The following is a 22,888-nucleotide window of genomic DNA, read 5'->3' as shown; positions in this document are numbered from 1 at the left end:
GCACGGGATATACGGCTGGAGCAGATCATGGCTCTCTACATTCGCGACGAGGAGGTGGACGCGCTTGCCCGCCAGGTGCAGCGGATGACCAACGCGCCCAACAAGACCGAAGCAGTGCGAGCCGCCCTCAAGCATGAACTTGAGCGGGTGCGCGAGACTGTGCCGCTCCGCGAGCGGGTGCGGCGGATCCAGGAGGCGGTAAAGACCTTGGGTCCCTATGACGAGGACGTCGACCTGAAGGAGTTCTTCGACGAGATGTGGGGCGACGTTTGATGTTCCTCGACGCGTCCGCCATCATCGCCATACTTGGAGATGAGGAGGATGCTGAACATCTGCTCGCCAAGGCGTCTGCAGCCCAGCAGGGTGTGTCCTATTCGCCGTTGTCAGGCTATGAAGCGGTTATCGGTCTTGCGCACAAGCTGATGGGCAGAGCCGGCCAGCCGATTGATCCCCGGTTGATAGAGGGCGCCGAAAAAGCCGTGGAGGCCTTCTTTTTCTCCATCGGCGCGAGAGAAATACCCATCACCGGCGAAATCGGGCGCGATGCGATTGCCGCATATAAGCGGTACGGGCGCGGTGCAGGTCATCCCGCAAAACTCAATCTCGGCGACTGTTTTGCCTATGCCTGCGCGAGGGCACACCGGCTGCCGCTGCTCTTCAAGGGCAACGACTTTTTGCATACGGACATCGAGCGGGCTTAATCGGCCGGCCCGAGATAGGGCTTGAATTCCTCCGGTGAGGAGAGGAGAACCGTGCCATGGAATGGCGCGACGAAGGCATCATCCTCGGCACGAGACGGCATGGCGAGACCAGCGTCATCCTGGAGACGATGACGGCGGCGCATGGCCGGCATCTCGGCCTTGTGCGCGGCGGGCGGAGCAAGCGCCTGCAGCCGGTGCTCCAGCCGGGCAACCGGGTGGAACTCACCTGGCGCGCTCGGCTCGACGAGCATCTGGGCATCTATCAGGTGGAGCCGCTGGAGCTCAATGCGGCGCGTCTGCTCGGTTCGGCCGTCGGCATATACGGCATCCAGACCCTGGCGGCGCATCTTCGGCTTCTGCCGGAGCGCGACCCGCATCCGGGACTCTTCGAGGCTCTGGGCGTGATCGCCGCGCATCTTGACGACGCGCCTGCCGCCGGGATGCTGGTTGCGCGCTTCGAACTGGCGGTGCTGGAAGAGCTGGGCTTCGGGCTTGATCTTGCGCATTGCGCGCTGACGGGCAGCCGCGAGGGCCTGGCTTATGTCTCGCCCAAGACGGGCAGGGCGGTGACGCGCGAGGCCGGCGCCCCCTGGGCGGACAAGCTCCTGCCGCTGCCCGCATTCCTGCGGACAGGCGGCGAGGCCTGGTGCGACCACTCGGCGCTCGCGCAGGCCTTCACCCTTACCGGCTTCTTCCTCGGTCGCCATGTCTATGAGCCGCGCGGGATGGACGCGCCCGAGGCGCGGGCGGGATTTTTGGCCGCTTTGGCGCGGAGCGTGGCTGCCGGTGAGGATGCGGCGTGAGCCACAGCGCGGAGCGAGAGCGAAGAGCTAACTGAACCACTCTTTGAAGGGTGGTTCTCTACGTTGCCAGAGGGGCGCGCGAATGGGCGTAAAGCTGTCCTGCGTCCTGCGCGAAACCGTCTCGCCGACCGACACAAAGAAGTGCGGGGCCGCAAGGCCCCGCACTGACTCACGAGGTGACGCCGGTCAGGCGATCTTGCCGCCGCCCTGCTTGGTGACGACCACGACGGCCGGGCGCACCGGCAGCTTCTCGTCGAAGTCAGGCCAGCGCGTGGCAGGCGTCTCATAGGTGGCGAGCCCCTCGTCGCCCGGATGCTGTACGGCCAGGAACAGCGTCTCGCCGTCCGGCGTGAAATAGGGGCCGCACATCTCAGCGCCCACTGGCACGCGGAAGAAAAGTTTTGAGGTGCCGCGCGCCTCGCCCTCGGTATCGACCGCCCACAGGCCGTCCGCGCGGCCGGTGACTTCCTGGTTGTTGCCGTCAGTCGAGATCCACAGCCGCCCGTCCGCATCGATGGCGCAATTGTCCGGCATCGCGAACCAGCCGTTGCGGGTGGTGGACGGGGAGAAGCTCGCGCCCACCTCGGCGATCGACGGGTCGCCGCACTTCAGGAGGACCCCCCAACTCGACTTGGTGGAGGCGAAGTCCCCATCCGTCTCGGTGATCTCGATGATGTGGCCGAAAGCGTTCTCCGCCCGCGGATTGGCCGCATCCACCTGATCGGCCGTGCGCCGGGTGTTGTTGGTGAGCATCACATAGACCTTACCGGTCGCCGGGTTGGGCTGCACGTCCTCCGGGCGGTCCATCTTGGTGGCGCCGAGGAGATCAGCCGCGCGCCGCGTCTCGATGAGCACGTCGGCCTGGCTCTCGAAGCCGTTTTCGGCCGTCAGCGGGCCCTGGCCATGCACGAGCGGCAGCCATTCCATCGTACCGTCCTCGTCGAAGCGGGCGACGTAGAGCGTGCCCTCGTCGAGCAGGTCCATATTCGCCGCACGATCCTGCTCGTTGTAGGTGCCGGCGGTCACGAACTTGTACACGTAGTCGAAGCGCTCGTCGTCGCCGCAGTAGAATACGACGCGGCCGTCCTTGTTGACGATGCTCTCAGCCCCCTCATGCTTCGCACGGCCGAGCGTCGTGCGCTTCTTGGGCACGGAGTTGGGGTCGAGCGGATCCACCTCGACCACCCAGCCGAAGCGGTTAGCCTCGTTCGGCTCCTTGGACACGTCGAACCGGTCGTGGAAGCGGCCCCAGGCATATTCGCCAGCGGGCACGCCGTAACGCTCGTAATTCGCAGCCTCCCTGTGGCCGGACGGCAGCTCGCCCATGAAATAGCCGTGGAAGTTTTCCTCCGCCATCAGATAGGTGCCCCAGGGCGTAACGCCGCCGGCGCAATTGTTGATGGTGCCGAAGACCTTGGTGCCGGAAGGATCGGCATTGGTCTTCACCCGGTCATGGCCGGCGACGGGTCCGGCCAGCACCATCTCCGTCTCGGCCGTGATGCGCCGGTTGTACTGGCTGTCGAGCACGGCCTGCCAGCGTCCGTCCACCCTGCGGATTTCGATTACCGTGCCGCCATGGGCCGCCATTTCGATATCCACCAGCTCCTTCGTGTGCTCACCGGCGACCACCTCGTCGCCCTCGACCCTGGCGAAGCCGGGGAACATCAGCTCAGCGCTGGTATATTCGTGGTTGACCACCAGGAGCCCGCGGTCGCTGGCACCCTCGAGCGGGATGAAACCGACATAGTCGTTGTTGTATCCGAACTGCCGCGCCTGCGCCGCGGCGGTCTGGTTCGCCGGGTCGAAGTCCGGCGCGTCGGCGAACACCTTGTCGCCCCAGCGCAGGAAGATCTGCGCATCATAGCCTTCCGCGATGTGGTGGGTCTCGTCGACGCCGGCTTCCACTTCGGTGAAGTTGAACCGCGAGGCGGCGCCCTGCGCCTTCGCCTCGCTCGCGGCGAGGAGCGCCATCGGGCTCACCGTCGCGCCGATGGCGGCCACGGCGAGCGAGCCGCCCAGGAAGCCGCGGCGGGAATAGCGCCGGTGGATGATGTCGCCCATGGTCGGGTTGGGGCTGACATTGCGGCCGACATCCTCGCGTTCTTCGCGGATCTCGGTCAGCGTCTTGACCGCTTTCGGGTCGACCGTCGTGTTCATACCTGCCTCCTGGGTCGGTGTGGTTTTCCAGGAGGCTAAAGCAAACGCGTGTTGCAGTCAGATGACAGGATTTTGACCGTGCGGAATTTCGCTCACTGCCTATCGAGCTTTTCAGCAAGCCAGGCCTTGATAAGCGACTGATACGGCATGTCGCGCTTGTTGGCGGCGACCTTGATGCGTTCCAGCAAGGACACCGGCAGGCGCAGCGAGATTGAAACGGACGAGGGCTTGAGATTGGGAAGGCGCACGCGCTCTGCCTTGTTCCAATCTACATAGTCGGTCGAATCGTGCGCCTCCCAGAATTTCCGCTCTTCGGCTTCGCCCTGGAACGAAGGTTTAAGCTTCTTGCTCATAATGGGCTCGCTCCTTGCGACTCATATCGCGGGCAGAGATAACGCGGATCATCGTCCCATCGCCGCGCAAGGTGAAAGTGACGTGCAGCCGGCGACCTTCATCAGTACGGCCGAGCGCATGAAACCTCGCCTCCATTGCGCTGTGGCTCTGGTCATAGGCCACCAGGAGCGGCTCGTTCAAGAATATCTGCTCCGCTTCGGTTTGGCTCACTTCATGCTTTTCGGCGCTTTTCCGGCTATTGCCTGCATCCCAGTCAAAACCGTTGATCTGCGACCAATCGATCATCTAGTGTATATAACCAAAATATACAAATCGAGCTGCATGTCACCTGCGTGCGAAACAACAGGCGGGGGTGCGGCCGCCCCGGCACACTCCATTCATTCCGCCGGCGCCAGCGCGGCCCGGTCCACGGGCTTCTCCTGGATCGGCCAGTGCACGATGGCGGCAAAGATGCCGAGCGCCACGCCCAGCCACCAGACCGGATCATAGGAGCCGAACTGGTCATAGAGATACCCGCCGAGCCAGACGCCGAGAAACGAGCCGATCTGGTGCGAGAAGAAGACGATCCCGCCGAGCATGCCGAGATAACGCGTGCCGAACATGATCGCCACCAGCGCATTGGTCGGCGGCACTGTGGAGAGCCACAGGAGGCCCATGATGATGGCGAAGACGACAACGGTGACAGGTGTTTGCGGCAAGAGCAGGAAAGCCGTAACGAGAACGGAGCGGGCTAGATAGATGAGGGCGAGGAAGGCGGGCTTGGGATAGCGCTGGCCGATAAAGCCCGAGGCGAGCGAGCCAATGATGTTGAAGAAGCCGATCAGCGCAAGCGCGATTACCGCATAGCGGGCGTCGATGCCGATATCGCCGAGATAGGCCGGGAAATGCGCCGTGATGAAGGCCACCTGGAAGCCGCACACGAAGAAGCCCGAGACAAGCAGCACGAAGCTGCGGTGGGCGAAGGCCTCGCGAAGGGCAGCGCCGAAGGTCTGCTCGAACTCGACCTGGCGGATCGTGCCGCTCGACGCGTTGCCGGCAAGCGGGATCGCCAGCACCGGAATGACGAGCATGGCGATGCTCATATAGACGAGCGTGTCCGACCAGCCGAAGGCGTCGATCATGCCTTGGCTGATCGGCGCGAAGAGGAACATGCCCGCCGATCCGGCCGCCGTGCCGATGCCGAAGACCATGCTGCGCTTTTCCGCCGGGATGTTGCGCGCGAAGGCGGCAAGCACGATGCCGAAGGAGCCCGCCGCGACGCCAAGGCCCACGAGCACGCCCCCGCCGATATGCAGCATCGTCGGGCTGTCCGCGGTGGCCATGAGGAAGAGGCCCAGCGCGTAGAGCACGCCGGAGGCGGCGAGAACGCGCCAGGTGCCGAACCGGTCGCCGATCGCCCCGAAGATCGGCTGGCCCATGCCCCACAGCAGGTTCTGGATAGCCATAGCGAGGCCGAAAGTGGTGCGGTCCCAGCCTTTCTCCTCGAGCATGGGAAGCTGGAAAAAGCCCATGGCCGAGCGGGGGCCGAAGGTAAGCGCGGCGATCAGGCAGCCGCAGATGACGATCAGCCAGGGAAAGGTGGGGGTTGAGCGCGCAGGAACCACGGCGGCCATGACGATGCCCTCAGAAGAATATTTTGTGCCGATCCTAGCCGAAGGCATCATTGATTCAAATGAATTGAAGAGCCTCGCCGGTTCAATAATGTTGATGGATCAGAGCCCCTCTTCGGCGCAAGTTCGGCGGCGCCTAGCCGCCTGCCGAGGCCCGCCGCGCGTCCGCGGGGGGCGGCGGGTTTTCCTGAATGAAATGCACATGGCGCTGCGGGAAGGGAATGGAAATGCCGTTCTCGTCGAAAGCCTGCTTGGCGGCTTTGGTGAGGTCGAAACGGGCGTGCCAATAGTCGCTTGTTGCCGTCCAATAGCGCAGCGTCACCATCACGGCGCTGTCGCCGAGCGCGGCGACGAATGTTTCGGGAGCCGGAACGGGGACGACCCGCTGATCCGCCTGTGCCAGCTCGATCATGAGCTTTTGCGCCAGATCGATATTGTCGTTGTAGCCGATGCCGATGGCGATATCGTTGCGGCGCAGCGCGTTGCGCGAATAGTTGGTGACGGGCTTGTTCCACAGCTCGCTGTTCGGCGCCATCACATAGATCCCGTCGGCGGTTTGGAGCTCGGTGGCGAAGAGGCCGATCTCCTCGACGGTGCCGGCGATACCGCCGGCGTCAATGTATTCGCCGACACGGAACGGCTTCAGCGCAAGCAGCATGATTCCGGCGGCGATGTTCTGCAGCGTTCCCTGGAGTGCCAGGCCGATCGCAAGGCCCACCGCTCCCAGCGCGGCGATGATGCTCGCCGTCTGCACGCCGAATTGAGCAAGCACGGTGACGCCCACGAGGATGAGCACGGCATACCGGACGATCTTCGAAAGAAACCGCCGCAGCGTTTCGTCGAAGGAGGGGAAGCGGCCCAGCCCCGCTCTCGTCCAGCGCTCGAGCGTGCCGGCGACGACCAGGCCGACGAGGATCAGGATCACCGCGCCGACGGCGGAAAGGGCGTAGGCGACCGCGTATTGGCTCACCTGAAGCCAGATCGCCTCGGCCGTCGTCATCACCTGCGCAGTATCGATTTCCATGAGAAGCGCCTCGTCCTGCAAAGGCCAATACATAGAGCATAAGAGGGTGCCGAAGCGACGCCTCGGGCGAGATATCCGCAGGCGGAAATGGAAATAGCGCCTGCGCGTTGCCCGCGCCGCAATTCAGCCGCGATTGAGGCTCTTAGCGCAAGGAGTCAAATGCGCGTGCATAGCGCGCCGCGGGACCATTTTCGGCTGGAAGTGTCCCGAGGTGATGGTATGACTCGCGGCCCTGGTTGAGGTGATCCGCACATCCATGGATGCCGACATTCGTCCGGCTCGCGCTTCCGATATCGATACGCTGGTTTCGATCGAGAACAGCGTTTTCGGTTCGGACCGTATTTCCCGCCGTGCGTTTCGCAACCATATCGGCAGCAAGACTGCCTTGCTTCTGGTCGCCGAGCGCAACGGGGCCGTCGCGGGATACGCGCTTTCGCTATATCGAAAGGGCAGCCGGCCGGCGCGGCTCTATTCCATAGCGGTAGCGGACGGACATGGCTCCTCCGGCGTCGGGCGCGCCCTGCTCGCAGCCGTTGAAAAAGAGGCGATTACGCGCGGCCGCGCCGCAATCCGGCTCGAGGTGCGCGAGGAGAACGCGCGCGCCATCGAGCTCTATCGGCGCGCCGGCTACCGCAATTTCGGGCGCAGGGATACCTACTACGAGGACGGCGCCGCCGCGCTGCGTTTCGAAAAGCATCTGGGGGACACCGAGAGGCAATGAGCTGGGTCATACTCACCGGCAGGCAGAACGATCTCGACCAGGTCGCCACGCCACACAAGATCATCACCAGCCGCGATTATCTCGCCCATCCGGGGCTGTTCCGCGGCCAGCGGCCGAAGATCATCAACCTGTCGAACAGCTACGCCTATCAGAGCCGCGGCTACTATGCCTCGCTCCTGGCAAGCTCGCGCGGCCACAAGGTGATCCCGTCGGTGGAGACGATGATCGACCTCTCCGGCCGCAAGCTCTATGAGAACGCCCTGCCGGAACTGGAACAGGCGCTCAACCGCTGCCGGAAGGAACTGGGCGGAAGCTTCCCGCCCATGGTCCCCATCTTCTTCGGCATCGGCCCGACAAAGGCGTGGGACCGCTTTGCGCGGCTGCTCTTCGACTGGTTCCGCGCCCCGGCACTGGAAGTGGCGATAGAAGACGGCGAATGGGCCACGATCAGGAAGATCGCCTTCCTGCCGCTCGCCCGCATGAAGAAGGACGAGAAGGAGAGGTTCCTGGCGAGCCTCGACACCTATACGAACCGCCAATGGCGGGACACCAGGGCACGCACGCAGTCCCGCTATGCCTTCGCCACGCTGGTCGACCCGCAGGAAGTGTTGCCGCCCTCCACAATCGGCTCGCTCAAATACTGGTCGCGCATCGCCGAAAAAATGGGCGTGGAGGTGGAGCCGATCACCAAGAAGGACCTGCCGAAGCTAGCCAATTACGACGCGCTGTTCATCCGCGAGACCACGTCGATCTCCAATCACACCTACCGCTTCGCCCGCCGGGCGCAGCAGGAAGGCATGCCGGTGATCGACGACCCGCTGTCGATGATCCGCTGCACCAACAAGGTCTATCTGAACGAGTTGATGCTCTTCAACCGCGTGCCGGTCCCGCCTACCATGATGATCAGCGGGCCCGGCGACCTGCAGGCCGCGGCGGACACGCTGGGCTTTCCGTTGGTTCTGAAAATTCCCGACAGCGCCTTCTCGCGGGGCGTGAAGAAGGCTGGCAACCTAGCCGAGCTCAAGGAGCTCGCCACGAAGTGGCTGGAGGATACTGACCTTCTCATCGCGCAGAAGTTTCTGCCCACCGAGTTCGACTGGCGCATCGGCGTCTTGGGCGGCGAGCCCCTCTTTTCCGTGCAGTATCTGATGGCCAAGAAGCATTGGCAGATCGTGAATCACGAGCGGCGCGGCAAGCCCGACGAGGGCGGCTTCCGCAGCTTCACGCTTTTGGAGACGCCGCGCGAGGTGATCGAGGTGGCCGTGAAGGCGGCCCGCTGCATCGGCGACGGGCTTTACGGCGTCGACCTCAAGGAGACGCCCGACGGCATCCATGTGATCGAGGTCAACGACAACCCAAACCTCAACCATGGCTGCGAGGATTCCGGCGAGAAGGACCAGGTCTGGGTGCGGCTCACCCAGTGGTTCATCGACCGGCTGGAGCGGCAGGGGAAGTAGCGCTACCCTTCCCGCAAGGAGGAGGGTAGGGCGCGCATCTTCTCGATTGCCGCAAATCGCGCCAGATAGGTTTTTTGCGCACGCGAGGCCGGCTGCGGCGCAAGTTCAAGCGCGTCGGCGGAAAAACCGCGCGGACGGCCGAAGAACCGGAAGGCTTCGCCGTGGCCGAAGCCGGCAAGCTCCGTCGCTTCGAAATAGGCGGCGATGCGGTCGGCCCGCTTGATCTCGGCGACAAGCTTCGCCGGAATCTGCGCCGGCAGGCCGAAGCGCAGGTGGATCGCGTGCAGAAGCCGCTTCTCCACGGCCTTGTAGTCCTGGCCGAGCGTCGCCTTGAAAGGCGAGATCATGTCGCCGATGACATATTCGGGCGCATCGTGCAGCAGAGCAGCGAGCAGCCAGTCGGCGGGCGCATCCTCGTTGAGCCTGCGGAAGATGTGCTCCACTAGGAGCGAATGCTGGGCGACGGAGAAGGCGTGATCGCCCTTGGTCTGCCCGTTCCAGCGGGCGACGCGGGCAAGGCCATGGGCGATGTCGGCAATCTCGATGTCGAGCGGCGAGGGGTCGAGGAGGTCGAGCCTGCGGCCGGAAAGCATGCGCTGCCAGGCGCGTGCCGCCGCGGCGCTCTCCTCTCCCATCAGGCGGTCTCCGCCTGGCCGCCTGGCGAGATCGGGAATTTCGCATAGGCGGGAGGGCGGATGGCGAGGGGAACGACGCCGGCGAGCACCGGAATGCCTGCCTCCATCGCCTCGGCGGCCCGGTCGATGCGCAGAATGGCGAGCCCATCCCGCCCGGAAACCGTGCCGAGCGCTCCGATGGCGCGGCCGTCCGCCGTCACCTCCGTCCCCTGGGCGGGCAGGGCGCTTTCTCCGCGCACGATCACCAGCCGCCGGCGGGCGGTGCCGCGGTGATGCATGCGCGAGACCACCTCCTGTCCCACATAGCAGCCCTTTTTCAGCCCCACCCCGCCATTCTGGTCGAACAGGATCTCATGCGGGAAGGCATCGCCCAGCGCATAGTCGCTGCCGCTTTCGGGCACGCCATGCGCGCTGCGCAGGCGATCCCAGGCAGCCGCGTCCGCCGGCTGCTGAATGGTTGCGCCATAGCGGCGGATCACCTTCAGCGCGTCGGGGAAACGGCGGTCGGTGACCGCGCTTGAATCACTTTCTGAAGCGGTTGAATCAGCTTCCCACTCAACGGCAACAAGCTGTTGGTCCTGAACGGAAAGCTCGACCTTGGCCCTGAGCCGGTAGAGCATAAGGCGCTTCAGGAAATCCGCTGCCACGTCGCGCCGGCAGTCAAGGCGAAACGCTTGTTCGCCCGCGCGCGAGATGAGGAAGTCATAGAGGATCTTGCCCTGCGGAGTGAGCAGGGCGCCGGGCCTGGCCTCGCCTTCCGCGAGGGCGGAAAGGTCGGGCGTGATGACGTTCTGCAAAAGGGTTTCGGCATCCGGCCCGGCGGCAAGCAGGATGGCGCGGTCGGGGAGCTGAAGGGTGGGCATGGCGGCCTGATCCGGTCTCTACGCTCTCCCGCCTAGGTAAGCGCCTTCTTGGGGAGCGGCAAGGTCAGGGGTGTTCAGTCCCCGGCGACGAAAAAGAGCCACTGCCCTTCCGGGGTGATGGCCGAACGGTAGAAGATGTAGGCGCCGAAATTCTTCATCTCCTCGTAGTCGCCGGCCGTGACGATGGTGAAGAGCTCGACGCGCTGCGGATCCGTCAGCTCCTCAAGGGGGATGGCGAAGAAATAGGGCCAGACATAGTGCTCCTGCTCCGTGCCGGCATTGAGCCGCACGAAGCCTGCTTCCATCACTTCGAGCAGGATGGCGAGGATTTCCTGGCCCTTCTCGTCGCCGGAGATCTCGCGCAGCAACTGGATTGGGTCCTGCGGAGGATCGCCAAGGGTAAGCTGCGTCGCTTCCTCCCCGGTGCCGATCAGCGGCCGCAGCCTTTCGATATCGCCGCTGCGGCAGGCTTCTATGATCAGCCGGCGCATGCGCTGCACCGGTTCAGGCAGCCGGCTGACATCATAGATCACTTCGGGAAGGGGCTGGCCCGGCCTCGTATCGGGCCGTGTCTCGTCGGTCTCCTCGATGTCCTCGGAAACTGAAGGGTCCGGAGCATCGGGCAGGGGGGTCTCGCCGGTCTCTTCGCCCGGAGCCGCCTCTGTCCCCTGGCCCGGAACATGTTGCGGCAGCTTGTCGCTCAGCGCCTGCGCATCCACGGCAAATCCCACAAGGGCCGCAAGGACCAGCGCCGGGGCGATCAGGCGCAGTCTCGGGAGCGGGGCAGGAGCAGCAGTCGGCATTCGGGGCTCATCTCTTGGGCGGCGTTGCCGCCGGAATCCGCCAGAGAGATAGCCAAAGCGCGCGGGAAGCTCAATGGCAGGTGCGGTCGGGGAAGAAGTCTCCCGCCAGGACCCGGTCGCGCATGGTCTTGAGCAGGGCCATCAGCCGCTCCTCGTTTCCATTCTTTCCCAGCTCCGTCAGGGCCGTCGTCAGCGCCGCCTCGGCGATGATCTCCGGCTCTATTCCCGCTAGAAGCCCTTCCGCCCAGGCGGCGCTGTGGCACTCGGCGCAGGTCGAACGTTTTTCTTCCTCGATCATCGCGTCGAGATCGGCGACGGTCATCTGCATGGATCACTCACCCGTTTCCCGCGAGCGCCGCTTCGAAGCCAACGCCGCGTCCCATTTGTCCCGCGACTAGGGGTAGCAGGAAAAATGCGGCGGGACGGAGACACCCGTCCCTGATGGTTAACGGCGGATTAACCTTCGGCCTCAGTTCCCGTAGCGGAGCGCGATCTCGCTTGTCAGCTTCTCGCCCTCCTTCATATAGCGGTCGATCGCCCGCACCGCCTGATCAGTGCAGCTCGTATAGACGGCCGCGAATGAGCGGTAGCCATGATTGAAGGCCGCCACGAGCCTGGCCCGACGCTCCTCCGACGGCGCTTCGGCCTTGAGCAGCGCTTCCATCTGCGCGCGCCAGACGCCGTCGGCCTCGCCGCAGAGGCCGCGGAGGAAATGCACCGAGCCCAGCACCTCGGCGAGCCGGGTGAGCTGCGCGTCGTAGGGTGCTTCCTGGGCCCCGGCCGGCGCGAGGGATAGCGCCATGACGAGGAGGATGCCGCGGAGTCGTGCACGTGATTTCATGCGAAACCTTGTGAGGGGACCAAAATGCTGATGCAAGGCAAATTCGCCGCTAGGATGGCACGGCGGCGATGCTTTCCGCGACGGCAAGCGTGCTTGCGGTGATGGGCAGGCTACGCATTTCCTCCAGCGTGTACCAGCCGGCATGGTCCGCGTCGTCTCCCGCACTGAGGACGCCTTCCACCTCCAGAGCCCGGAAGACCTCCAGTCGGTAGCGCCGGCCGGCATCCCCTTCGATGATCAATTCGCGGAGCACCGCCATTTTTCCGGCGCAAAGCCCCGTCTCCTCGAACAGCTCGCGGCGCGCGGCAGCCTCCGCATTCTCGCCCGGCTCGACGCGCCCGCCCGGGAAGGCGAAAAGACCCCGCGACGGGGCGCGCCCGCGCCGGACAAGCAAAAAGCGCCCATGCGCCAGCACGGCCACCGAAACGGCGTGGATATCGCTCTGATCCATCGTTACATACCCGGTCGTGATCATTACCTTATGGCGTCTTGCGGCCACAATGGCGCATGGATATGGCAGGTCGAAGCGATGTGCGGACGTTTTGCGCTGAACGCGACGCCGGAGGAAGTAAGGGCTTTCTTCGAGCTTCTCGAAATTGCCGAGTTTCCCGCACGCTTCAACATCGCGCCGACCCAGCCGATCATGATGATCGTCGGCGGCTTACGACATCCCGAAGGATCCAATCTGCCCAACCGCCACGCGCTGCTGGTGCGCTGGGGCCTTTTGCCCTCCTGGGCGAAGAGCCCCAAGGACATGCCGCTTCTCATCAATGCGCGCGGGGAGAGCGCGTACGAGAAAGCCGCCTTCCGCGCCGCGATGCGCCACCGCCGCACGCTCGTTCCGGCTTCGGGCTTCTATGAGTGGCGGCGCTCGGGCAGCGGGCGGGCTCAGCCCTATTGGGTGCGCCCCAGGAATGGCGGCCTCGTCGCCTTCGCCGGCCTGATGGAGACATGGTCGGAGCCCGGTGGCAGCGAGATCGACACGGGCGCGATCGTTACCACCGGGGCCAGCGCCGATCTCACATCCATCCACCCGCGCATGCCGGTGATCATCCGGCCCGAGCACTTCGCGCGCTGGCTCGATTGCGTGAATTACGAGCCGCGCGAGGTGGCCGATCTGCTTGGGCCCGTCGAACCCGGCTTCTTCGAGGCCGTCCCCGTATCCAACAGGGTCAACAGCGTGGCCAATATGGGGCCGGACCTGCAGGAGAGGGTGGAAGTGATGGCCGCGGAAGAGCAGGCGGAAGCAAGCAAGTCAGCAGCGCAGCTGAGCCTGTTCTAGGAATCACCTGCCGTATATGCGCTCTGGCAGCCAGGGGAACGCAGCCGAAAGGCTCAGATCTGTCTGAAGCTTAGGCGGACAATCCTGTTGCGCCTATAACGGCCGTGAGGCAATGGGCCGATCATGGACGCTCTATACCCTTCTTTCCTCTCAGGCCTTCTTCTCGGCGGCTCGCTGATCGTGGCCATCGGCGCGCAGAACGCGTTCATACTGCGCCAGGGGCTCCTGCGGCAGCACGTCTTCGTGCTCTGCCTGATCTGCGCGTTTTCCGACGCGCTGCTGATTGCCGCCGGCGTGGCAGGATTGGGCACGCTCGTCTCCCGCTCGCCCATCCTCATCGCGGCCGTCACGCTCGGCGGCGCGCTCTTTCTGTTTGCCTATGCGATCTCTGCCTTCCGCCGCGCGCTGCGCCCGGACGCGCTGCATGCGGCGCGCGGCGGTGGGTCGAGCCTTCGGGCGGCGGTGGCGGCTTGCCTCGCCTTCACCTTCCTCAACCCGCATGTCTATCTCGACACGGTGCTGCTGGTCGGCTCGCTGTCGGGAGCCTATGCGGGAGCGGCGCGCGTAAGCTTCGCCGCCGGCGCGATCAGCGCTTCCTTCGCTTGGTTCTTCGGGCTGGGCTATGGCGCGCGCCTACTGGAGCCGATCTTTGCCCGGCCCGAGGCGTGGCGCGTGCTCGACACGATCATCGGCCTTGTAATGGCCGCCCTCGGCTTAGCTCTCGTCGCGCGGCTCGTATGAGCGCTTCGGCTCATCCTTCTTGGCCTTCGGCCGGCACTGGAGCGCGGCGTTGATCGCGGCGGGGCCGACTTGCCGGTATTCCCGCACGAGTTCAGCCTTGCCAGCCCCTTTTTCCTTGTGCTGCGGTCGGTCCTGGGTGGCGGTTTGTGATGCCATGGTTTTTGCCTGGGTGTGCGTTGCTGACGCGCAAATGCTCATCGATTCCGACGAAATCATGTCTCCGGCACGCGCGCCTAGTCCCTCCAGCAGATTGCGAGCGCGAGCTTAACACTTCGTTCACGGGGTGTGGCGCGTCGAACACAGGGGCGCTCACTCGGTGCTTGACGGAACCGGCGGCGGAGGCGATAAGACGGGCGATGAAAACGCTCACCGCCATTATCGACATCTGCATTATCGGCTAGCGCTCTCCGCTGGTCCGGTCGTTTTCGCCTCCTCCTTCCCGATACGAAAAACGCCCAGGCCAGCAGGCCGGAGCATCCGCATGGCTGTTCGCAAGGATGGATCGGGCATGTCCGACGGGTACAAGGGGCTGAGGCTCTACAACACGCTCACGCGTCGCGAGGAGGATTTTGTCCCGCTCGATCCGGCGCATGTACGCATGTATGTCTGCGGACCGACGGTCTACGACTTCGCCCATATCGGCAATGCGCGGCCGGTGATCGTTTTCGACGTGCTCTTCCGTCTGCTCCGTCATCTGTATGGCGAAGACCGCGTCACCTATGTGCGCAACATCACCGACGTGGATGACAAGATCAACGCACGGGCGCTGCGCGATTTCGGGGCGGAGATTTCCGCAGGCAGGCTCTCGCTCAACGACGCGATCCGGCGGGTGACGGAGCGCACGGCCGATCAATTCCATGCCGACGTGGCGGCCCTCGGCTGCCTGCCCCCCACCCGTGAGCCGCGCGCGACCGAATTCGTGCTGCCGCGCGCGGACGGGAAGACGGACATGCTGACGCTGATCCAGCGCCTCATTGACCGCGGCCACGCCTATGCGGCGCCAGCATCGGGCGCCCGTTCGGCGAACTCAGCGGGAGAAATCCTCTTCGACACCGCCTCCATGCCGGATTACGGCATGCTGTCCAAGCGCCGCCTGGAGGACCAGCAGGCCGGCGCGCGCGTGGCCGTCGACCCGCACAAGCGGAACCCGGGAGACTTCGTGCTGTGGAAGGCATCCTCCGCCGAGGAGCCCGGCTGGGAAGCGACCTTCACCGTTGACGGGGAGGAGCTTGCGATACGCGGCCGCCCCGGCTGGCATATCGAGTGCTCGGCCATGTCGGCGGCCTATCTGGGCGAGGTTTTCGACATCCATGGCGGCGGGCTCGACCTCATCTTCCCGCACCACGAGAACGAGATCGCCCAGTCGCGCTGCGCCCATGGCACGCCCATGATGGCGAAATACTGGATGCACAACGGCTTCGTGCAGGTGGAAGGCCGCAAGATGGCCAAGTCGGAGGGCAATTTCGTCACGATCCACGACTTGCTGGAGACGGAGAGTTTCGGCGGCCGCAAATGGCCCGGGGAAGTGCTGCGGCTCGCCATCCTCATGACGCATTACCGCGAGCCGCTCGACTTCTCGCTGCGCAAGCTGGAAGAGGCCGAGGCCGTGCTCGACGGCTGGTACCGCGCCGTGGGCGATGCCCGACCGGGGGGCGAAACCGGCGGCGGGGCGCTTAGTGCCCTGCTGGACGACCTCAACACGACGGGTGCCATCTTGGCCATGCACGAATTGCGCGGCCAGGCGGCCAAGGGAAGCGAGGAGGCAAGGGCGAGCCTGAAGGCGGCCGGGGCTCTTCTGGGACTTTTGCGGAAGACTGGGGACGAGTGGTTTTCCGGCAAGGCCGCCGGCGCCGCCGTCGACGAGGCTGCGGTGGAGGCGCAGCTTGCCGCCAGGCTCGGATACCTGCGCGACAAGAACTTCGCCGAAGCCGACCGCATCCGCGAGGAGCTTTCCGCGCAGGGCATCCAGCTTATGGACTACAAGGACCCGCAGACCAGTGAGCGCCGGACGAGGTGGGAGGTGAAGCGATGATCCCTTCGCTATTCACCCCCCTCTGCCCTGCCGCCACATCGTCACCGCTGCCGGGCTCGTGGCGGACGATGCCGCGTGGCGCCCAGCATTTCAGGAGGAGGAGCGATGAGCCTCGATAATCAGCCCATCTACACGGGCGGCTGCCAGTGCGGCGCGGTGCGCTTCCGCGCCGAGGGAGCGCTGGGCGAGCCCTCCATCTGCCATTGCCGCATGTGCCAGAAGGCCTTCGGCAATTTCTTCGCGCCGCTCGTCTCCGTGCGCGAGGCGAAATTTGGATGGACGCGCGGCGAGCCGAAGCGCTTCCAGTCCTCCAACCATGTGCGGCGCGGCTTTTGCCCTCGATGCGGCACGCCGCTCACCTATGAATCGCCTGACGACCTGGCGCTCGCCATAGGCGCTTTCGACCATCCGGAGGAGCTGGCGCCGCGCAGGCAGTGGGGCGTCGAGGCGAAGCTGCCTTATCTCGACACGCTGCACACGCTTCCGGGCGGGCGGACGGTGGAGGATGCCGATGCCGGGACGTTCCTGGCCGACATCGTCTCCTGGCAACACCCCGATCACGAGACCGATCAATGGCCGCCGCGGAGGGCAGGATGACCCCATTGCGCACGCTCTATCCCGAGGTCGAGCCCTATGAAACCGGCATGATGGATGTCGGCGACGGGCACAGGATTTATTGGGAGCGGGTGGGAGCGCGCGGGGCCAAACCCGCCGTCTTCCTGCATGGCGGGCCGGGGGCCGGAATTTCGCCAAAGCACCGGCAGCTGTTCCATCCTGAGAAATACGACGTGCTGCTCTTCGACCAGCGCGGCTGCGGAAGATCGACGCCGCATGCGGGGTTGGAGGCAAACACGACCTGGCATCTGGTGGCCGATATCGAGCGGCTGCGGGAGATGATGGGTGTGGAGAAGTGGCAGGTTTTCGGCGGCTCCTGGGGTTCCACGCTGGCGCTCGCCTATGCCGAGACTCATCCGGAGCGCGTCTCGGAACTGATCGTGCGCGGGATCTATACGCTCTCCAAGGCCGAGCTCGCCTGGTATTACCAATTCGGCGTCTCGGAAATTTTTCCGGACAAGTGGGAGCGCTTCGTCTCCGTCATTCCCGAGGGGGAGCGCGGCGACCTCATCCAGGCTTATCGCAGAAGGCTCACCTCGCCCGACTCCTCGGTGCGGCTTGAGGCCGCCAAGGCATGGAGCGTCTGGGAAGGGGAGACGATCACACTGCTGCCCGAACCCTCACTTTCCGCGCATCACGGCGAAGAGGGTTTCGCAATCGCCTTCGCGCGGATCGAAAACCACTATTTCGTCCATGGCGGCTGGCTGGAGGATGGCCAGCTCCTGCGTGACGCCGGCCGCCTGAAAGGCATCCCCGGGGTGATCGTGCATGGCCGCTACGACATGCCATGCCCGCTGCGGTATGCCTGGGAGCTTCACAAGGCCTGGCCGGACGCCGAGTTCCACATCATAGAAGGCGCAGGCCACGCCTTCTCCGAGCCGGGGATTCTCGACCGGCTGATCCGGGCGACCGACAAGTTCGCGGGGAGATCATGACGAGGCTTTGCACCCCCTCGCAATCTGGGGCGCGGCGCACAAAGGTGTCCGCATGAAGGAACGCATCTATCTCTTCGACACGACGCTGCGCGACGGTCAGCAGACGCCGGGGGTGGATTTTTCTGTCGAGGACAAGATCGCCATCGCCGCACTTCTGGAGGAGTTGGGCGTTGACTATGTGGAGGGCGGCTACCCGGGCGCCAATCCGACTGACACGGAGTTCTTCTCCCGCAAGCGCACGCGCCGTGCGCGCTTCGTCGCCTTCGGCATGACGAAGCGCCCGGGCGTTTCCGCCGCCAATGATCCGGGCTTGGCGGCGCTCACCCAGGCGTCGAGCGACGCCATCTGCTTCGTTGCCAAAAGCTGGGATTATCACGTGCGCGTGGCGCTTGGCGCCACGAATGAGGAGAACCTGGAGGCGATCCGCGCCTCGGTCGCCGCCGCGCGCGCGGCCGGCAAGGAGGCGCTGGTCGACTGCGAGCATTTCTTCGACGGCTACAAAGCCAATCCGTCCTATGCGGTGGCCTGCGCGCTGGCCGCTTATGAGGCGGGCTGCCGCTGGGTGGTGCTCTGCGACACCAATGGCGGCGCGCAACCGGCCGAGGTGCGGGAGATCGTCACCGCTGTGATCGCAGCGGGCATTCCGGGCAGCCATCTCGGCATCCACGCCCATGACGACACGGGCCAGGCGGTGGCGAATTCGCTGGCAGCGGTCGAAGCAGGGGCACGGCAGATCCAGGGGACGCTGAACGGCATCGGTGAGCGCTGTGGCAACGCCAATCTTGTCACCATTATCCCGACGCTCATGCTGAAGCCCGCCTATGCGGACCGTTTCGTGACCGGCATCTCCAAGGCCGGGCTCGAGGGCATTTCGCGGGTCTCGCATGCCTTCGACGAGCTCCTGAACCGGGCGCCCGACCCGCAGGCGCCCTATGTCGGCGCCTCGGCCTTCGCCACAAAGGCCGGCATTCATGCCTCGGCGATCCTGAAGGACCCACAGACCTACGAGCATGTCGCTCCGGAGAAGGTCGGCAATACCCGCCGCCTGATGGTCTCGGACCAGGGCGGCAAGTCGAATTTCCTGGCCGAGCTCAAGCGGCGCGGCATCCTCGTGGACAAGACCGATCCTCGGCTCGATACGCTGATTTCGCTGGTCAAGGAGCGCGAGGCGCAGGGCTACGCCTATGAGGGCGCGGATGCGAGCTTTGAATTGCTCGCCCGGCGCATCCTCGGGCGGGTGCCGGAATTCTTCCGCGTGGACGGGTTCCGCTGCATGGTGGAGCGCCGCTTCGACGCGCGCGGCAATTTGAAGACGGTCTCCGAGGCCGTGGTGCGGGTGACGGTCGATGGCGAAACGCGGCTTTCGGTGGCGGAGGGACACGGCCCTGTGAACGCCCTCGACATCGCGCTGCGGAAGGACCTGGGCAAGTATCAGGGCGAGATTGCCGACCTCGCGCTGACGGATTACAAGGTGCGCATCCTCAATGGCGGCACCGAGGCGATCACGCGCGTGCTGATCGAGTCGCATGATTCGACCGGCGAGCGCTGGTGGACCGTCGGCGTGTCGGACAACATCATCGACGCGTCCTTCCAGGCCCTGATGGATTCCGTCGTCTATAAGCTGGTGAAGAACCGGGAAAGGACCGGCCTGGCGGCCGAGTAGAAATCGGACATGGCTGATACGGTCAGGGCGGCGGCGCCCGTCGACGAGGGCGAGGCCATGCGCGGCTTCCTCTTCGCCTTTTCCGCCTATTTCCTCTGGGGCCTTTTGCCCCTGTTCCTGAAGCTGGTCGACCACATACCCGCGCTGGAGGTGATAGCGCACCGCATCCTCTGGTCCGTGCCGATCGCGGGCGCCGTGCTCCTCCTTCTGCGCCGCACAGACGATGTGAAGCGGGCATTCCGATCCCCGCGCACGCTGCTGATGGCGGCGCTGACGGCCTCTATCATCACGGTGAATTGGGGCGTCTATGTCTGGGCGGTCGCGACTGACCGCGCGCTCGAGACCGCGCTTGGCTACTACATCAATCCGCTGGTCTCTATTGCCCTGGCGGCCATCTTCCTGCGCGAGCGCCTGAGCAGCCTGCAGATCGTGGCGGTGGCGCTGGCCGCGGTGGCCGTCCTGGTGCTTACGCTCGATGGCGGCGGCGTACCCTGGATATCCCTGGTGCTTGCCTTTTCCTTCGCCTTCTACGGCTTCCTGCGCAAGACGTTGCCCATCGGCCCGAGCCAGGGCTTTTTCCTGGAAGTGCTGATGCTTTGCCCTCTGGTGCTCGCCTATATCCTCTGGCTGCAATGGACGGGGGAGAGCCATTTCCGCCTCGACCGGCCGGCCGACATCGCTCTTCTCCTTGCCTGCGGGCCCGTGACGGCAGGCCCGCTCCTGCTCTACGCCTTCGGCGCCAAGCTCCTGCGCTACGCGACGATCGGCATCATGCAGTATATCGCGCCGAGCATGGTCTTCGTCATCGCCGTGTTCTTCTTCAGGGAGCCGTTCAGCACCGTGCGCGCCATCGCATTCGTGCTGATCTGGATGGCTCTTGCGCTTTACACCTGGCCGATGCTGAGGGCTCTGGTCTCCAGGGAGGCTCGATGATGGTGGGTCCCTCCCTCTGAAGGAAGGGAGCCTCATATCGCGGAAAGAACGGCGCTGGCTGCAAACCCTGCAAAACCAGGGTGTTCCGGGGTCTTTGCCTTGTCGACGTGGTTAAAAAGGTCTAGACCGCAGAGAATAACCACGAGACTGCGATGTCCAATACTGCCTTGAGGATTCTGCTTTTCGTCGCCGCCATCCTGATTGGCGGCGCAGGGACCGCTTATCTGACCGGCATGTTCGACACGGGTTCGGGGCAATCGCCCGACCGTGTGGCCCGGGTGCAGGACGCTCCGACGCAGAAGCCGGAGGCGCGCGCGCCGGCAGGGACGCAGGAGGCTCGTCAGGAATCGCCGGCCGGCCAAGGGGCAGGAAATGCGGGCGAGCCTGCCGCCGCTGCGGCAAGGCAGGAAGTGGTCGTCCCCTCCTTCGATCTTCTGCGCGCGGAGCCTGACGGCTCGCTGGTCGTGGCCGGCCGCGCCGCCCCCGGCGCCGAGGTGGAGGTGCTGAACGGCTCCTCGGTGCTGGCGCGGACGATAGCCGGCCCCACGGGAGATTTCGTCGCGGTTCTCGATGAGCCGCTCAAGCCAGGCGAGCACAATATCGTGCTTCGCGCCACATCGGGTGAGAACATGGCGGCGACCTCGCTGGAGACCGCCATCGTCTCGGTCCCCTCTGACGAGAGCGGGCAGCTCGTTGCCCTGGTACAGCAACCGGGCGAGCCGAGCCGGCTCATCTCCGCTCCGCCGCCCCAAGCTTCAGCTCCGGGAGCCGCCAAGGAACCGCAGCAGCAGGCTCGCGCCGATGCCGCGCCGGCCGAAAGCCCGGAATCGGCACCGACAGATGCGCCGCCTCAGCCCGCCGGAGAAGCAGCGATGGCCGAGGCCCCGGCCGCTCCCGAGCACGCCGCGCCGGCGGGAGAGCCGACTGGCGATGGAGGAGCATCTGCCGTGGCGGAGGCGCAGCCTCAGGACGCACCGGCAGAGCCCGGACGGCCCGCGGAGGCCGGCGATCAGGTGGCCTCCACTGAACCGCCATCTTCGCAGCAGGCCGCCATTGAGCAAGCACCCACGGCCGAGCCGAGCCCCCACGCCCCCGTCGGCGAGGCGCTGCCCGCGCCGGCGAAGGACGCGCCGCCCTTCATCGAGGCGGTGGAGATCGACGGCCGGGAGGTGTTCGTCGCCGGCAGCGCCAGCCCCGGAAGCCTCCTGCGCGTCTATGCCAACGACATCCTGCTCGGTCAGGCGACGGCGTCTCCGGACGGCCGCTTTCTCGTTGAGGCAGAGCGCGACCTTCCGGTAGGCGACTATATCATCCGGGCCGATGTGCTGGGGCAGGACGGGACGACGGTCATCGCCCGCGCGGCCGTTCCTTTCCAGCGGCCCCAGGGCGACAATATTGCCGCGGTGGCGCCGGATGCGATGGCGCGGGGCGCAGCGCCGCAGGAGAGCAGCGAAGCAACCGTCGCCGAGACGCCTGCCCCCGCGCCTGCCGGCGAGGGAGCGCAGCAGCCGAATCCCGCTCCCGCAGCGACGAATATGCCCGCAGATCCGGATGCGGCGGCAGGCCAGCCGGCCGATAGCGCTGCCGATCAGCCTGCTCCGGCCGTCAGCGATCAAGCGCCTGCGCAGCCGTCCGGCGCTGGGCAGGTCGCGCGCGCCGACACCGCAGCGCCTGCAGCGTCTCAGGGGACGGGGGAGCCGGATGAGGCTCCGCGGGTCGCTGCCTCCGATTCGTCCGCGCCGGCCGACCCTGGATCGCCACCGCCGCCCGCAATGACGCCGCCGCCGCAGGCGTCCAGCGCTGGTCAGGTTTCGCGGGCGGAGACCGGCGCGCCCGCGGCGCCGCCCCGGGCAGAGGAGCCCGCCCAGGCCGTTCCGCCGGCCGCTGCCTCAGGCACGCCGGCTACCGCCGCACCGGGATCGCCGCCATTGGCCACGATGCCGCCGCCAGCGCCTGCTGCGCCGGACGAAGCTTCGCAAGACACCGTCCCCGAAATGGTCGCGCCGGCGCTGCAGCCGGTGGATGGCGCAGTCATCATCCGACGCGGCGATACGCTCTGGCAGATATCCCGCCGGGTCTACGGCCGAGGCGTCCGCTATACGACCATCTACCTCGCCAACCAGCAGCAGATCAGGGACCCGGACCGCATCTGGCCGGGCCAGATCTTTACCGTGCCGGAAAAGACCGAGGAAGGCGAGAGCGCGGATCTCAGCGCTATCGACGGACAGGCTGTGGCGCCGGGCAAGGCTGCGGAGCGCGCGCAAAGCCGTTAGGCAGGCTTCCACCGCAAAGCCGAAGCTACCCGCCGAGACGGGCACTTCTATTGCAATTCCGCCTTTCATCGTTTATCGGCGATAGACGATGAAAGCTTCACACGAGCCACATGCTTCCGAAACCCGCTGCTGCGCGTCGAAGGATCTCGCGCGCGGCCTCGCCGCGCTTGCCCACCCGGTCCGTATCGAGATCCTGCGCCATCTTTCCGGCGTTGACGCCTGCTGCTGCAAGGACGTGGTCGGCAAGCTTCCCCTTGCCCAGTCGACCGTGTCACAGCATCTGAAGGTGCTATTGGAGGCCGGGCTGGTTCGCGTCCGGCCGGAGGGCCAGCGCTCCAACTACGCGGTGGATCGTGAGGCGCTTCTGGCGCTGTCGGGCGCCGTCAACGCCTTCCTTTCCGACTGCGCCGCCGGTGCCGCCCCGGCCCAGAAAGAGAAAATCTGA

At 65.5% G+C, this 22,888-nt stretch carries 26 protein-coding genes; 14 read left to right on the top strand and 12 right to left on the bottom strand.

Annotated features, from left to right (window positions below; all coding sequences use genetic code 11):
- Positions 1-27 precede the first annotated feature (27 nt).
- Genes RIN79_RS07590 through recO form a run of 3 tightly spaced genes read left to right on the top strand, consistent with a single transcriptional unit; the run spans position 28 to position 1,504 of the window.
- Entirely contained in the window at positions 28-273 is a 246-nt protein-coding gene (locus RIN79_RS07590; RefSeq protein WP_309084034.1) for a type II toxin-antitoxin system VapB family antitoxin, read from the top strand.
- On the top strand, positions 273-701 hold the full coding sequence (locus RIN79_RS07585) for a type II toxin-antitoxin system VapC family toxin (RefSeq protein ID WP_309084033.1): 429 nt from the start codon (positions 273-275) through the stop codon (positions 699-701). Before RIN79_RS07590 ends, RIN79_RS07585 begins: the two co-directional genes overlap by 1 nt.
- 56 nt (positions 702-757) lie before the next feature.
- Entirely contained in the window at positions 758-1,504 is a 747-nt protein-coding gene (gene recO, locus RIN79_RS07580; RefSeq protein WP_309084032.1) for a DNA repair protein RecO, read from the top strand.
- Positions 1,505-1,690: 186 nt separating this feature from the next.
- Here the strand turns inward: recO and RIN79_RS07575 are convergent, their stop codons facing one another.
- From RIN79_RS07575 to RIN79_RS07555, 5 genes are all read right to left on the bottom strand, one after another.
- A complete protein-coding gene (locus RIN79_RS07575) occupies positions 1,691-3,661 on the bottom strand; it encodes a PhoX family phosphatase (protein ID WP_309084031.1) in 1,971 nt (656 codons plus the stop codon).
- 92 nt (positions 3,662-3,753) lie between these two features.
- Positions 3,754-4,014 (bottom strand): BrnA antitoxin family protein, encoded by a 261-nt coding sequence (locus RIN79_RS07570; RefSeq protein ID WP_309084030.1) that lies wholly within the window; start codon positions 4,012-4,014, stop codon positions 3,754-3,756.
- Positions 3,998-4,300, bottom strand: coding sequence for a BrnT family toxin (locus RIN79_RS07565; RefSeq protein ID WP_309084029.1), 303 nt, complete (start codon positions 4,298-4,300; stop codon positions 3,998-4,000). The genes RIN79_RS07570 and RIN79_RS07565 overlap by 17 nt, the downstream gene beginning before the upstream one ends.
- A gap of 92 nt (positions 4,301-4,392) precedes the next feature.
- A complete protein-coding gene (locus RIN79_RS07560) occupies positions 4,393-5,628 on the bottom strand; it encodes an MFS transporter (RefSeq protein ID WP_309084028.1) in 1,236 nt (411 codons plus the stop codon).
- Positions 5,629-5,761: 133 nt separating this feature from the next.
- The gene (locus RIN79_RS07555) at positions 5,762-6,649 is read right to left on the bottom strand and encodes a mechanosensitive ion channel domain-containing protein (RefSeq protein ID WP_309084027.1); all 888 of its coding nucleotides are present in this window, start codon (positions 6,647-6,649) and stop codon (positions 5,762-5,764) included.
- 256 nt (positions 6,650-6,905) lie between these two features.
- Between RIN79_RS07555 and RIN79_RS07550 the strand changes: the two genes are divergently transcribed.
- On the top strand, positions 6,906-7,370 hold the full coding sequence (locus RIN79_RS07550; protein WP_309084026.1) for a GNAT family N-acetyltransferase: 465 nt from the start codon (positions 6,906-6,908) through the stop codon (positions 7,368-7,370).
- Positions 7,367-8,827 carry a RimK family protein gene (locus RIN79_RS07545; protein ID WP_309084025.1) on the top strand — a complete coding sequence of 487 codons (1,461 nt, stop codon included), beginning with the start codon at positions 7,367-7,369 and terminating at the stop codon, positions 8,825-8,827. The genes RIN79_RS07550 and RIN79_RS07545 overlap by 4 nt, the downstream gene beginning before the upstream one ends.
- Before the next feature lie 2 nt (positions 8,828-8,829).
- Here RIN79_RS07545 and RIN79_RS07540 read toward each other — a convergent pair whose 3' ends face one another.
- From RIN79_RS07540 to RIN79_RS07515, 6 genes are all read right to left on the bottom strand, one after another.
- Positions 8,830-9,462: an HD family hydrolase gene (locus RIN79_RS07540; RefSeq protein ID WP_309084024.1), complete on the bottom strand. Its 633-nt coding sequence runs from the start codon at positions 9,460-9,462 to the stop codon at positions 8,830-8,832.
- Positions 9,462-10,325: a folate-binding protein YgfZ gene (locus RIN79_RS07535; protein WP_309084023.1), complete on the bottom strand. Its 864-nt coding sequence runs from the start codon at positions 10,323-10,325 to the stop codon at positions 9,462-9,464. The genes RIN79_RS07540 and RIN79_RS07535 overlap by 1 nt, the downstream gene beginning before the upstream one ends.
- Before the next feature lie 74 nt (positions 10,326-10,399).
- Positions 10,400-11,128 (bottom strand): cytoplasmic protein, encoded by a 729-nt coding sequence (locus RIN79_RS07530; protein ID WP_309084022.1) that lies wholly within the window; start codon positions 11,126-11,128, stop codon positions 10,400-10,402.
- Positions 11,129-11,198: 70 nt separating this feature from the next.
- Entirely contained in the window at positions 11,199-11,456 is a 258-nt protein-coding gene (locus RIN79_RS07525) for a hypothetical protein (protein ID WP_309084021.1), read from the bottom strand.
- Between the two features lie 141 nt (positions 11,457-11,597).
- Entirely contained in the window at positions 11,598-11,969 is a 372-nt protein-coding gene (locus tag RIN79_RS07520; protein WP_309084020.1) for a TIGR02301 family protein, read from the bottom strand.
- Between the two features lie 49 nt (positions 11,970-12,018).
- Entirely contained in the window at positions 12,019-12,420 is a 402-nt protein-coding gene (locus RIN79_RS07515; protein WP_309084019.1) for an NUDIX domain-containing protein, read from the bottom strand.
- Positions 12,421-12,498: 78 nt separating this feature from the next.
- On the opposite strand from RIN79_RS07515, the gene RIN79_RS07510 reads away from it, so the two are divergent.
- Positions 12,499-13,251, top strand: a complete 753-nt coding sequence (locus tag RIN79_RS07510) for an SOS response-associated peptidase (RefSeq protein ID WP_309084018.1) — start codon at positions 12,499-12,501, stop codon at positions 13,249-13,251.
- A 123-nt stretch (positions 13,252-13,374) separates the two neighbouring features.
- Positions 13,375-13,992, top strand: a complete 618-nt coding sequence (locus tag RIN79_RS07505) for a LysE/ArgO family amino acid transporter (RefSeq protein WP_309084017.1) — start codon at positions 13,375-13,377, stop codon at positions 13,990-13,992.
- Here the strand turns inward: RIN79_RS07505 and RIN79_RS07500 are convergent.
- Positions 13,966-14,208 carry a hypothetical protein gene (locus tag RIN79_RS07500; RefSeq protein WP_309084016.1) on the bottom strand — a complete coding sequence of 81 codons (243 nt, stop codon included), beginning with the start codon at positions 14,206-14,208 and terminating at the stop codon, positions 13,966-13,968. The two genes, RIN79_RS07505 and RIN79_RS07500, sit on opposite strands and share 27 nt — an antisense overlap.
- Positions 14,209-14,500: 292 nt before the next feature.
- Between RIN79_RS07500 and cysS the strand changes: the two genes are divergently transcribed.
- The 7 genes from cysS to RIN79_RS07465 all read left to right on the top strand — a co-directional run bounded on the left by cysS (position 14,501) and on the right by RIN79_RS07465 (position 22,888).
- Complete coding sequence (gene cysS, locus RIN79_RS07495; protein WP_309084149.1) at positions 14,501-16,024, top strand: cysteine--tRNA ligase; 1,524 nt, start codon at positions 14,501-14,503, stop codon at positions 16,022-16,024.
- Positions 16,025-16,129: 105 nt separating this feature from the next.
- Complete coding sequence (locus RIN79_RS07490) at positions 16,130-16,621, top strand: GFA family protein (RefSeq protein WP_309084015.1); 492 nt, start codon at positions 16,130-16,132, stop codon at positions 16,619-16,621.
- Positions 16,618-17,574, top strand: coding sequence for a prolyl aminopeptidase (pip, locus tag RIN79_RS07485; protein WP_309084014.1), 957 nt, complete (start codon positions 16,618-16,620; stop codon positions 17,572-17,574). Before RIN79_RS07490 ends, pip begins: the two co-directional genes overlap by 4 nt.
- A 52-nt stretch (positions 17,575-17,626) precedes the next feature.
- Positions 17,627-19,237, top strand: coding sequence for a citramalate synthase (gene cimA / locus RIN79_RS07480; RefSeq protein WP_309084013.1), 1,611 nt, complete (start codon positions 17,627-17,629; stop codon positions 19,235-19,237).
- A gap of 9 nt (positions 19,238-19,246) precedes the next feature.
- Positions 19,247-20,170, top strand: a complete 924-nt coding sequence (rarD, locus tag RIN79_RS07475; RefSeq protein ID WP_309084012.1) for an EamA family transporter RarD — start codon at positions 19,247-19,249, stop codon at positions 20,168-20,170.
- 152 nt (positions 20,171-20,322) lie between these two features.
- The gene (locus RIN79_RS07470) at positions 20,323-22,443 is read left to right on the top strand and encodes a LysM peptidoglycan-binding domain-containing protein (RefSeq protein WP_309084011.1); all 2,121 of its coding nucleotides are present in this window, start codon (positions 20,323-20,325) and stop codon (positions 22,441-22,443) included.
- Positions 22,444-22,531: 88 nt separating this feature from the next.
- Complete coding sequence (locus RIN79_RS07465; RefSeq protein WP_309084010.1) at positions 22,532-22,888, top strand: metalloregulator ArsR/SmtB family transcription factor; 357 nt, start codon at positions 22,532-22,534, stop codon at positions 22,886-22,888.

It is taken from the genome of Chelativorans sp., from assembly GCF_031180965.1.
GTDB lineage: Bacteria > Pseudomonadota > Alphaproteobacteria > Rhizobiales > Rhizobiaceae > Chelativorans.
Note: the sequence above shows the minus strand (reverse complement) of the source record. Positions and strands in the feature narration are given on the sequence as shown.

What these genes read in the sequence shown, in the direction of transcription:
- RIN79_RS07590 (WP_309084034.1), top strand. Translation starts at nt 28, where the DNA reads ATGGCTCTCTACATTCGCGACGAGGAGGTGGACGCGCTTGCCCGCCAG.
- RIN79_RS07585 (WP_309084033.1), top strand. Translation starts at nt 273, where the DNA reads ATGTTCCTCGACGCGTCCGCCATCATCGCCATACTTGGAGATGAGGAG.
- recO (WP_309084032.1), top strand. Translation starts at nt 758, where the DNA reads ATGGAATGGCGCGACGAAGGCATCATCCTCGGCACGAGACGGCATGGC.
- RIN79_RS07575 (WP_309084031.1), bottom strand. Translation starts at nt 3,661, where the DNA reads ATGAACACGACGGTCGACCCGAAAGCGGTCAAGACGCTGACCGAGATC.
- RIN79_RS07570 (WP_309084030.1), bottom strand. Translation starts at nt 4,014, where the DNA reads ATGAGCAAGAAGCTTAAACCTTCGTTCCAGGGCGAAGCCGAAGAGCGG.
- RIN79_RS07565 (WP_309084029.1), bottom strand. Translation starts at nt 4,300, where the DNA reads ATGATCGATTGGTCGCAGATCAACGGTTTTGACTGGGATGCAGGCAAT.
- RIN79_RS07560 (WP_309084028.1), bottom strand. Translation starts at nt 5,628, where the DNA reads ATGGCCGCCGTGGTTCCTGCGCGCTCAACCCCCACCTTTCCCTGGCTG.
- RIN79_RS07555 (WP_309084027.1), bottom strand. Translation starts at nt 6,649, where the DNA reads ATGGAAATCGATACTGCGCAGGTGATGACGACGGCCGAGGCGATCTGG.
- RIN79_RS07550 (WP_309084026.1), top strand. Translation starts at nt 6,906, where the DNA reads ATGGATGCCGACATTCGTCCGGCTCGCGCTTCCGATATCGATACGCTG.
- RIN79_RS07545 (WP_309084025.1), top strand. Translation starts at nt 7,367, where the DNA reads ATGAGCTGGGTCATACTCACCGGCAGGCAGAACGATCTCGACCAGGTC.
- RIN79_RS07540 (WP_309084024.1), bottom strand. Translation starts at nt 9,462, where the DNA reads ATGGGAGAGGAGAGCGCCGCGGCGGCACGCGCCTGGCAGCGCATGCTT.
- RIN79_RS07535 (WP_309084023.1), bottom strand. Translation starts at nt 10,325, where the DNA reads ATGCCCACCCTTCAGCTCCCCGACCGCGCCATCCTGCTTGCCGCCGGG.
- RIN79_RS07530 (WP_309084022.1), bottom strand. Translation starts at nt 11,128, where the DNA reads ATGCCGACTGCTGCTCCTGCCCCGCTCCCGAGACTGCGCCTGATCGCC.
- RIN79_RS07525 (WP_309084021.1), bottom strand. Translation starts at nt 11,456, where the DNA reads ATGCAGATGACCGTCGCCGATCTCGACGCGATGATCGAGGAAGAAAAA.
- RIN79_RS07520 (WP_309084020.1), bottom strand. Translation starts at nt 11,969, where the DNA reads ATGAAATCACGTGCACGACTCCGCGGCATCCTCCTCGTCATGGCGCTA.
- RIN79_RS07515 (WP_309084019.1), bottom strand. Translation starts at nt 12,420, where the DNA reads ATGGATCAGAGCGATATCCACGCCGTTTCGGTGGCCGTGCTGGCGCAT.
- RIN79_RS07510 (WP_309084018.1), top strand. Translation starts at nt 12,499, where the DNA reads ATGTGCGGACGTTTTGCGCTGAACGCGACGCCGGAGGAAGTAAGGGCT.
- RIN79_RS07505 (WP_309084017.1), top strand. Translation starts at nt 13,375, where the DNA reads ATGGACGCTCTATACCCTTCTTTCCTCTCAGGCCTTCTTCTCGGCGGC.
- RIN79_RS07500 (WP_309084016.1), bottom strand. Translation starts at nt 14,208, where the DNA reads ATGATTTCGTCGGAATCGATGAGCATTTGCGCGTCAGCAACGCACACC.
- cysS (WP_309084149.1), top strand. Translation starts at nt 14,501, where the DNA reads ATGTCCGACGGGTACAAGGGGCTGAGGCTCTACAACACGCTCACGCGT.
- RIN79_RS07490 (WP_309084015.1), top strand. Translation starts at nt 16,130, where the DNA reads ATGAGCCTCGATAATCAGCCCATCTACACGGGCGGCTGCCAGTGCGGC.
- pip (WP_309084014.1), top strand. Translation starts at nt 16,618, where the DNA reads ATGACCCCATTGCGCACGCTCTATCCCGAGGTCGAGCCCTATGAAACC.
- cimA (WP_309084013.1), top strand. Translation starts at nt 17,627, where the DNA reads ATGAAGGAACGCATCTATCTCTTCGACACGACGCTGCGCGACGGTCAG.
- rarD (WP_309084012.1), top strand. Translation starts at nt 19,247, where the DNA reads ATGGCTGATACGGTCAGGGCGGCGGCGCCCGTCGACGAGGGCGAGGCC.
- RIN79_RS07470 (WP_309084011.1), top strand. Translation starts at nt 20,323, where the DNA reads ATGTCCAATACTGCCTTGAGGATTCTGCTTTTCGTCGCCGCCATCCTG.
- RIN79_RS07465 (WP_309084010.1), top strand. Translation starts at nt 22,532, where the DNA reads ATGAAAGCTTCACACGAGCCACATGCTTCCGAAACCCGCTGCTGCGCG.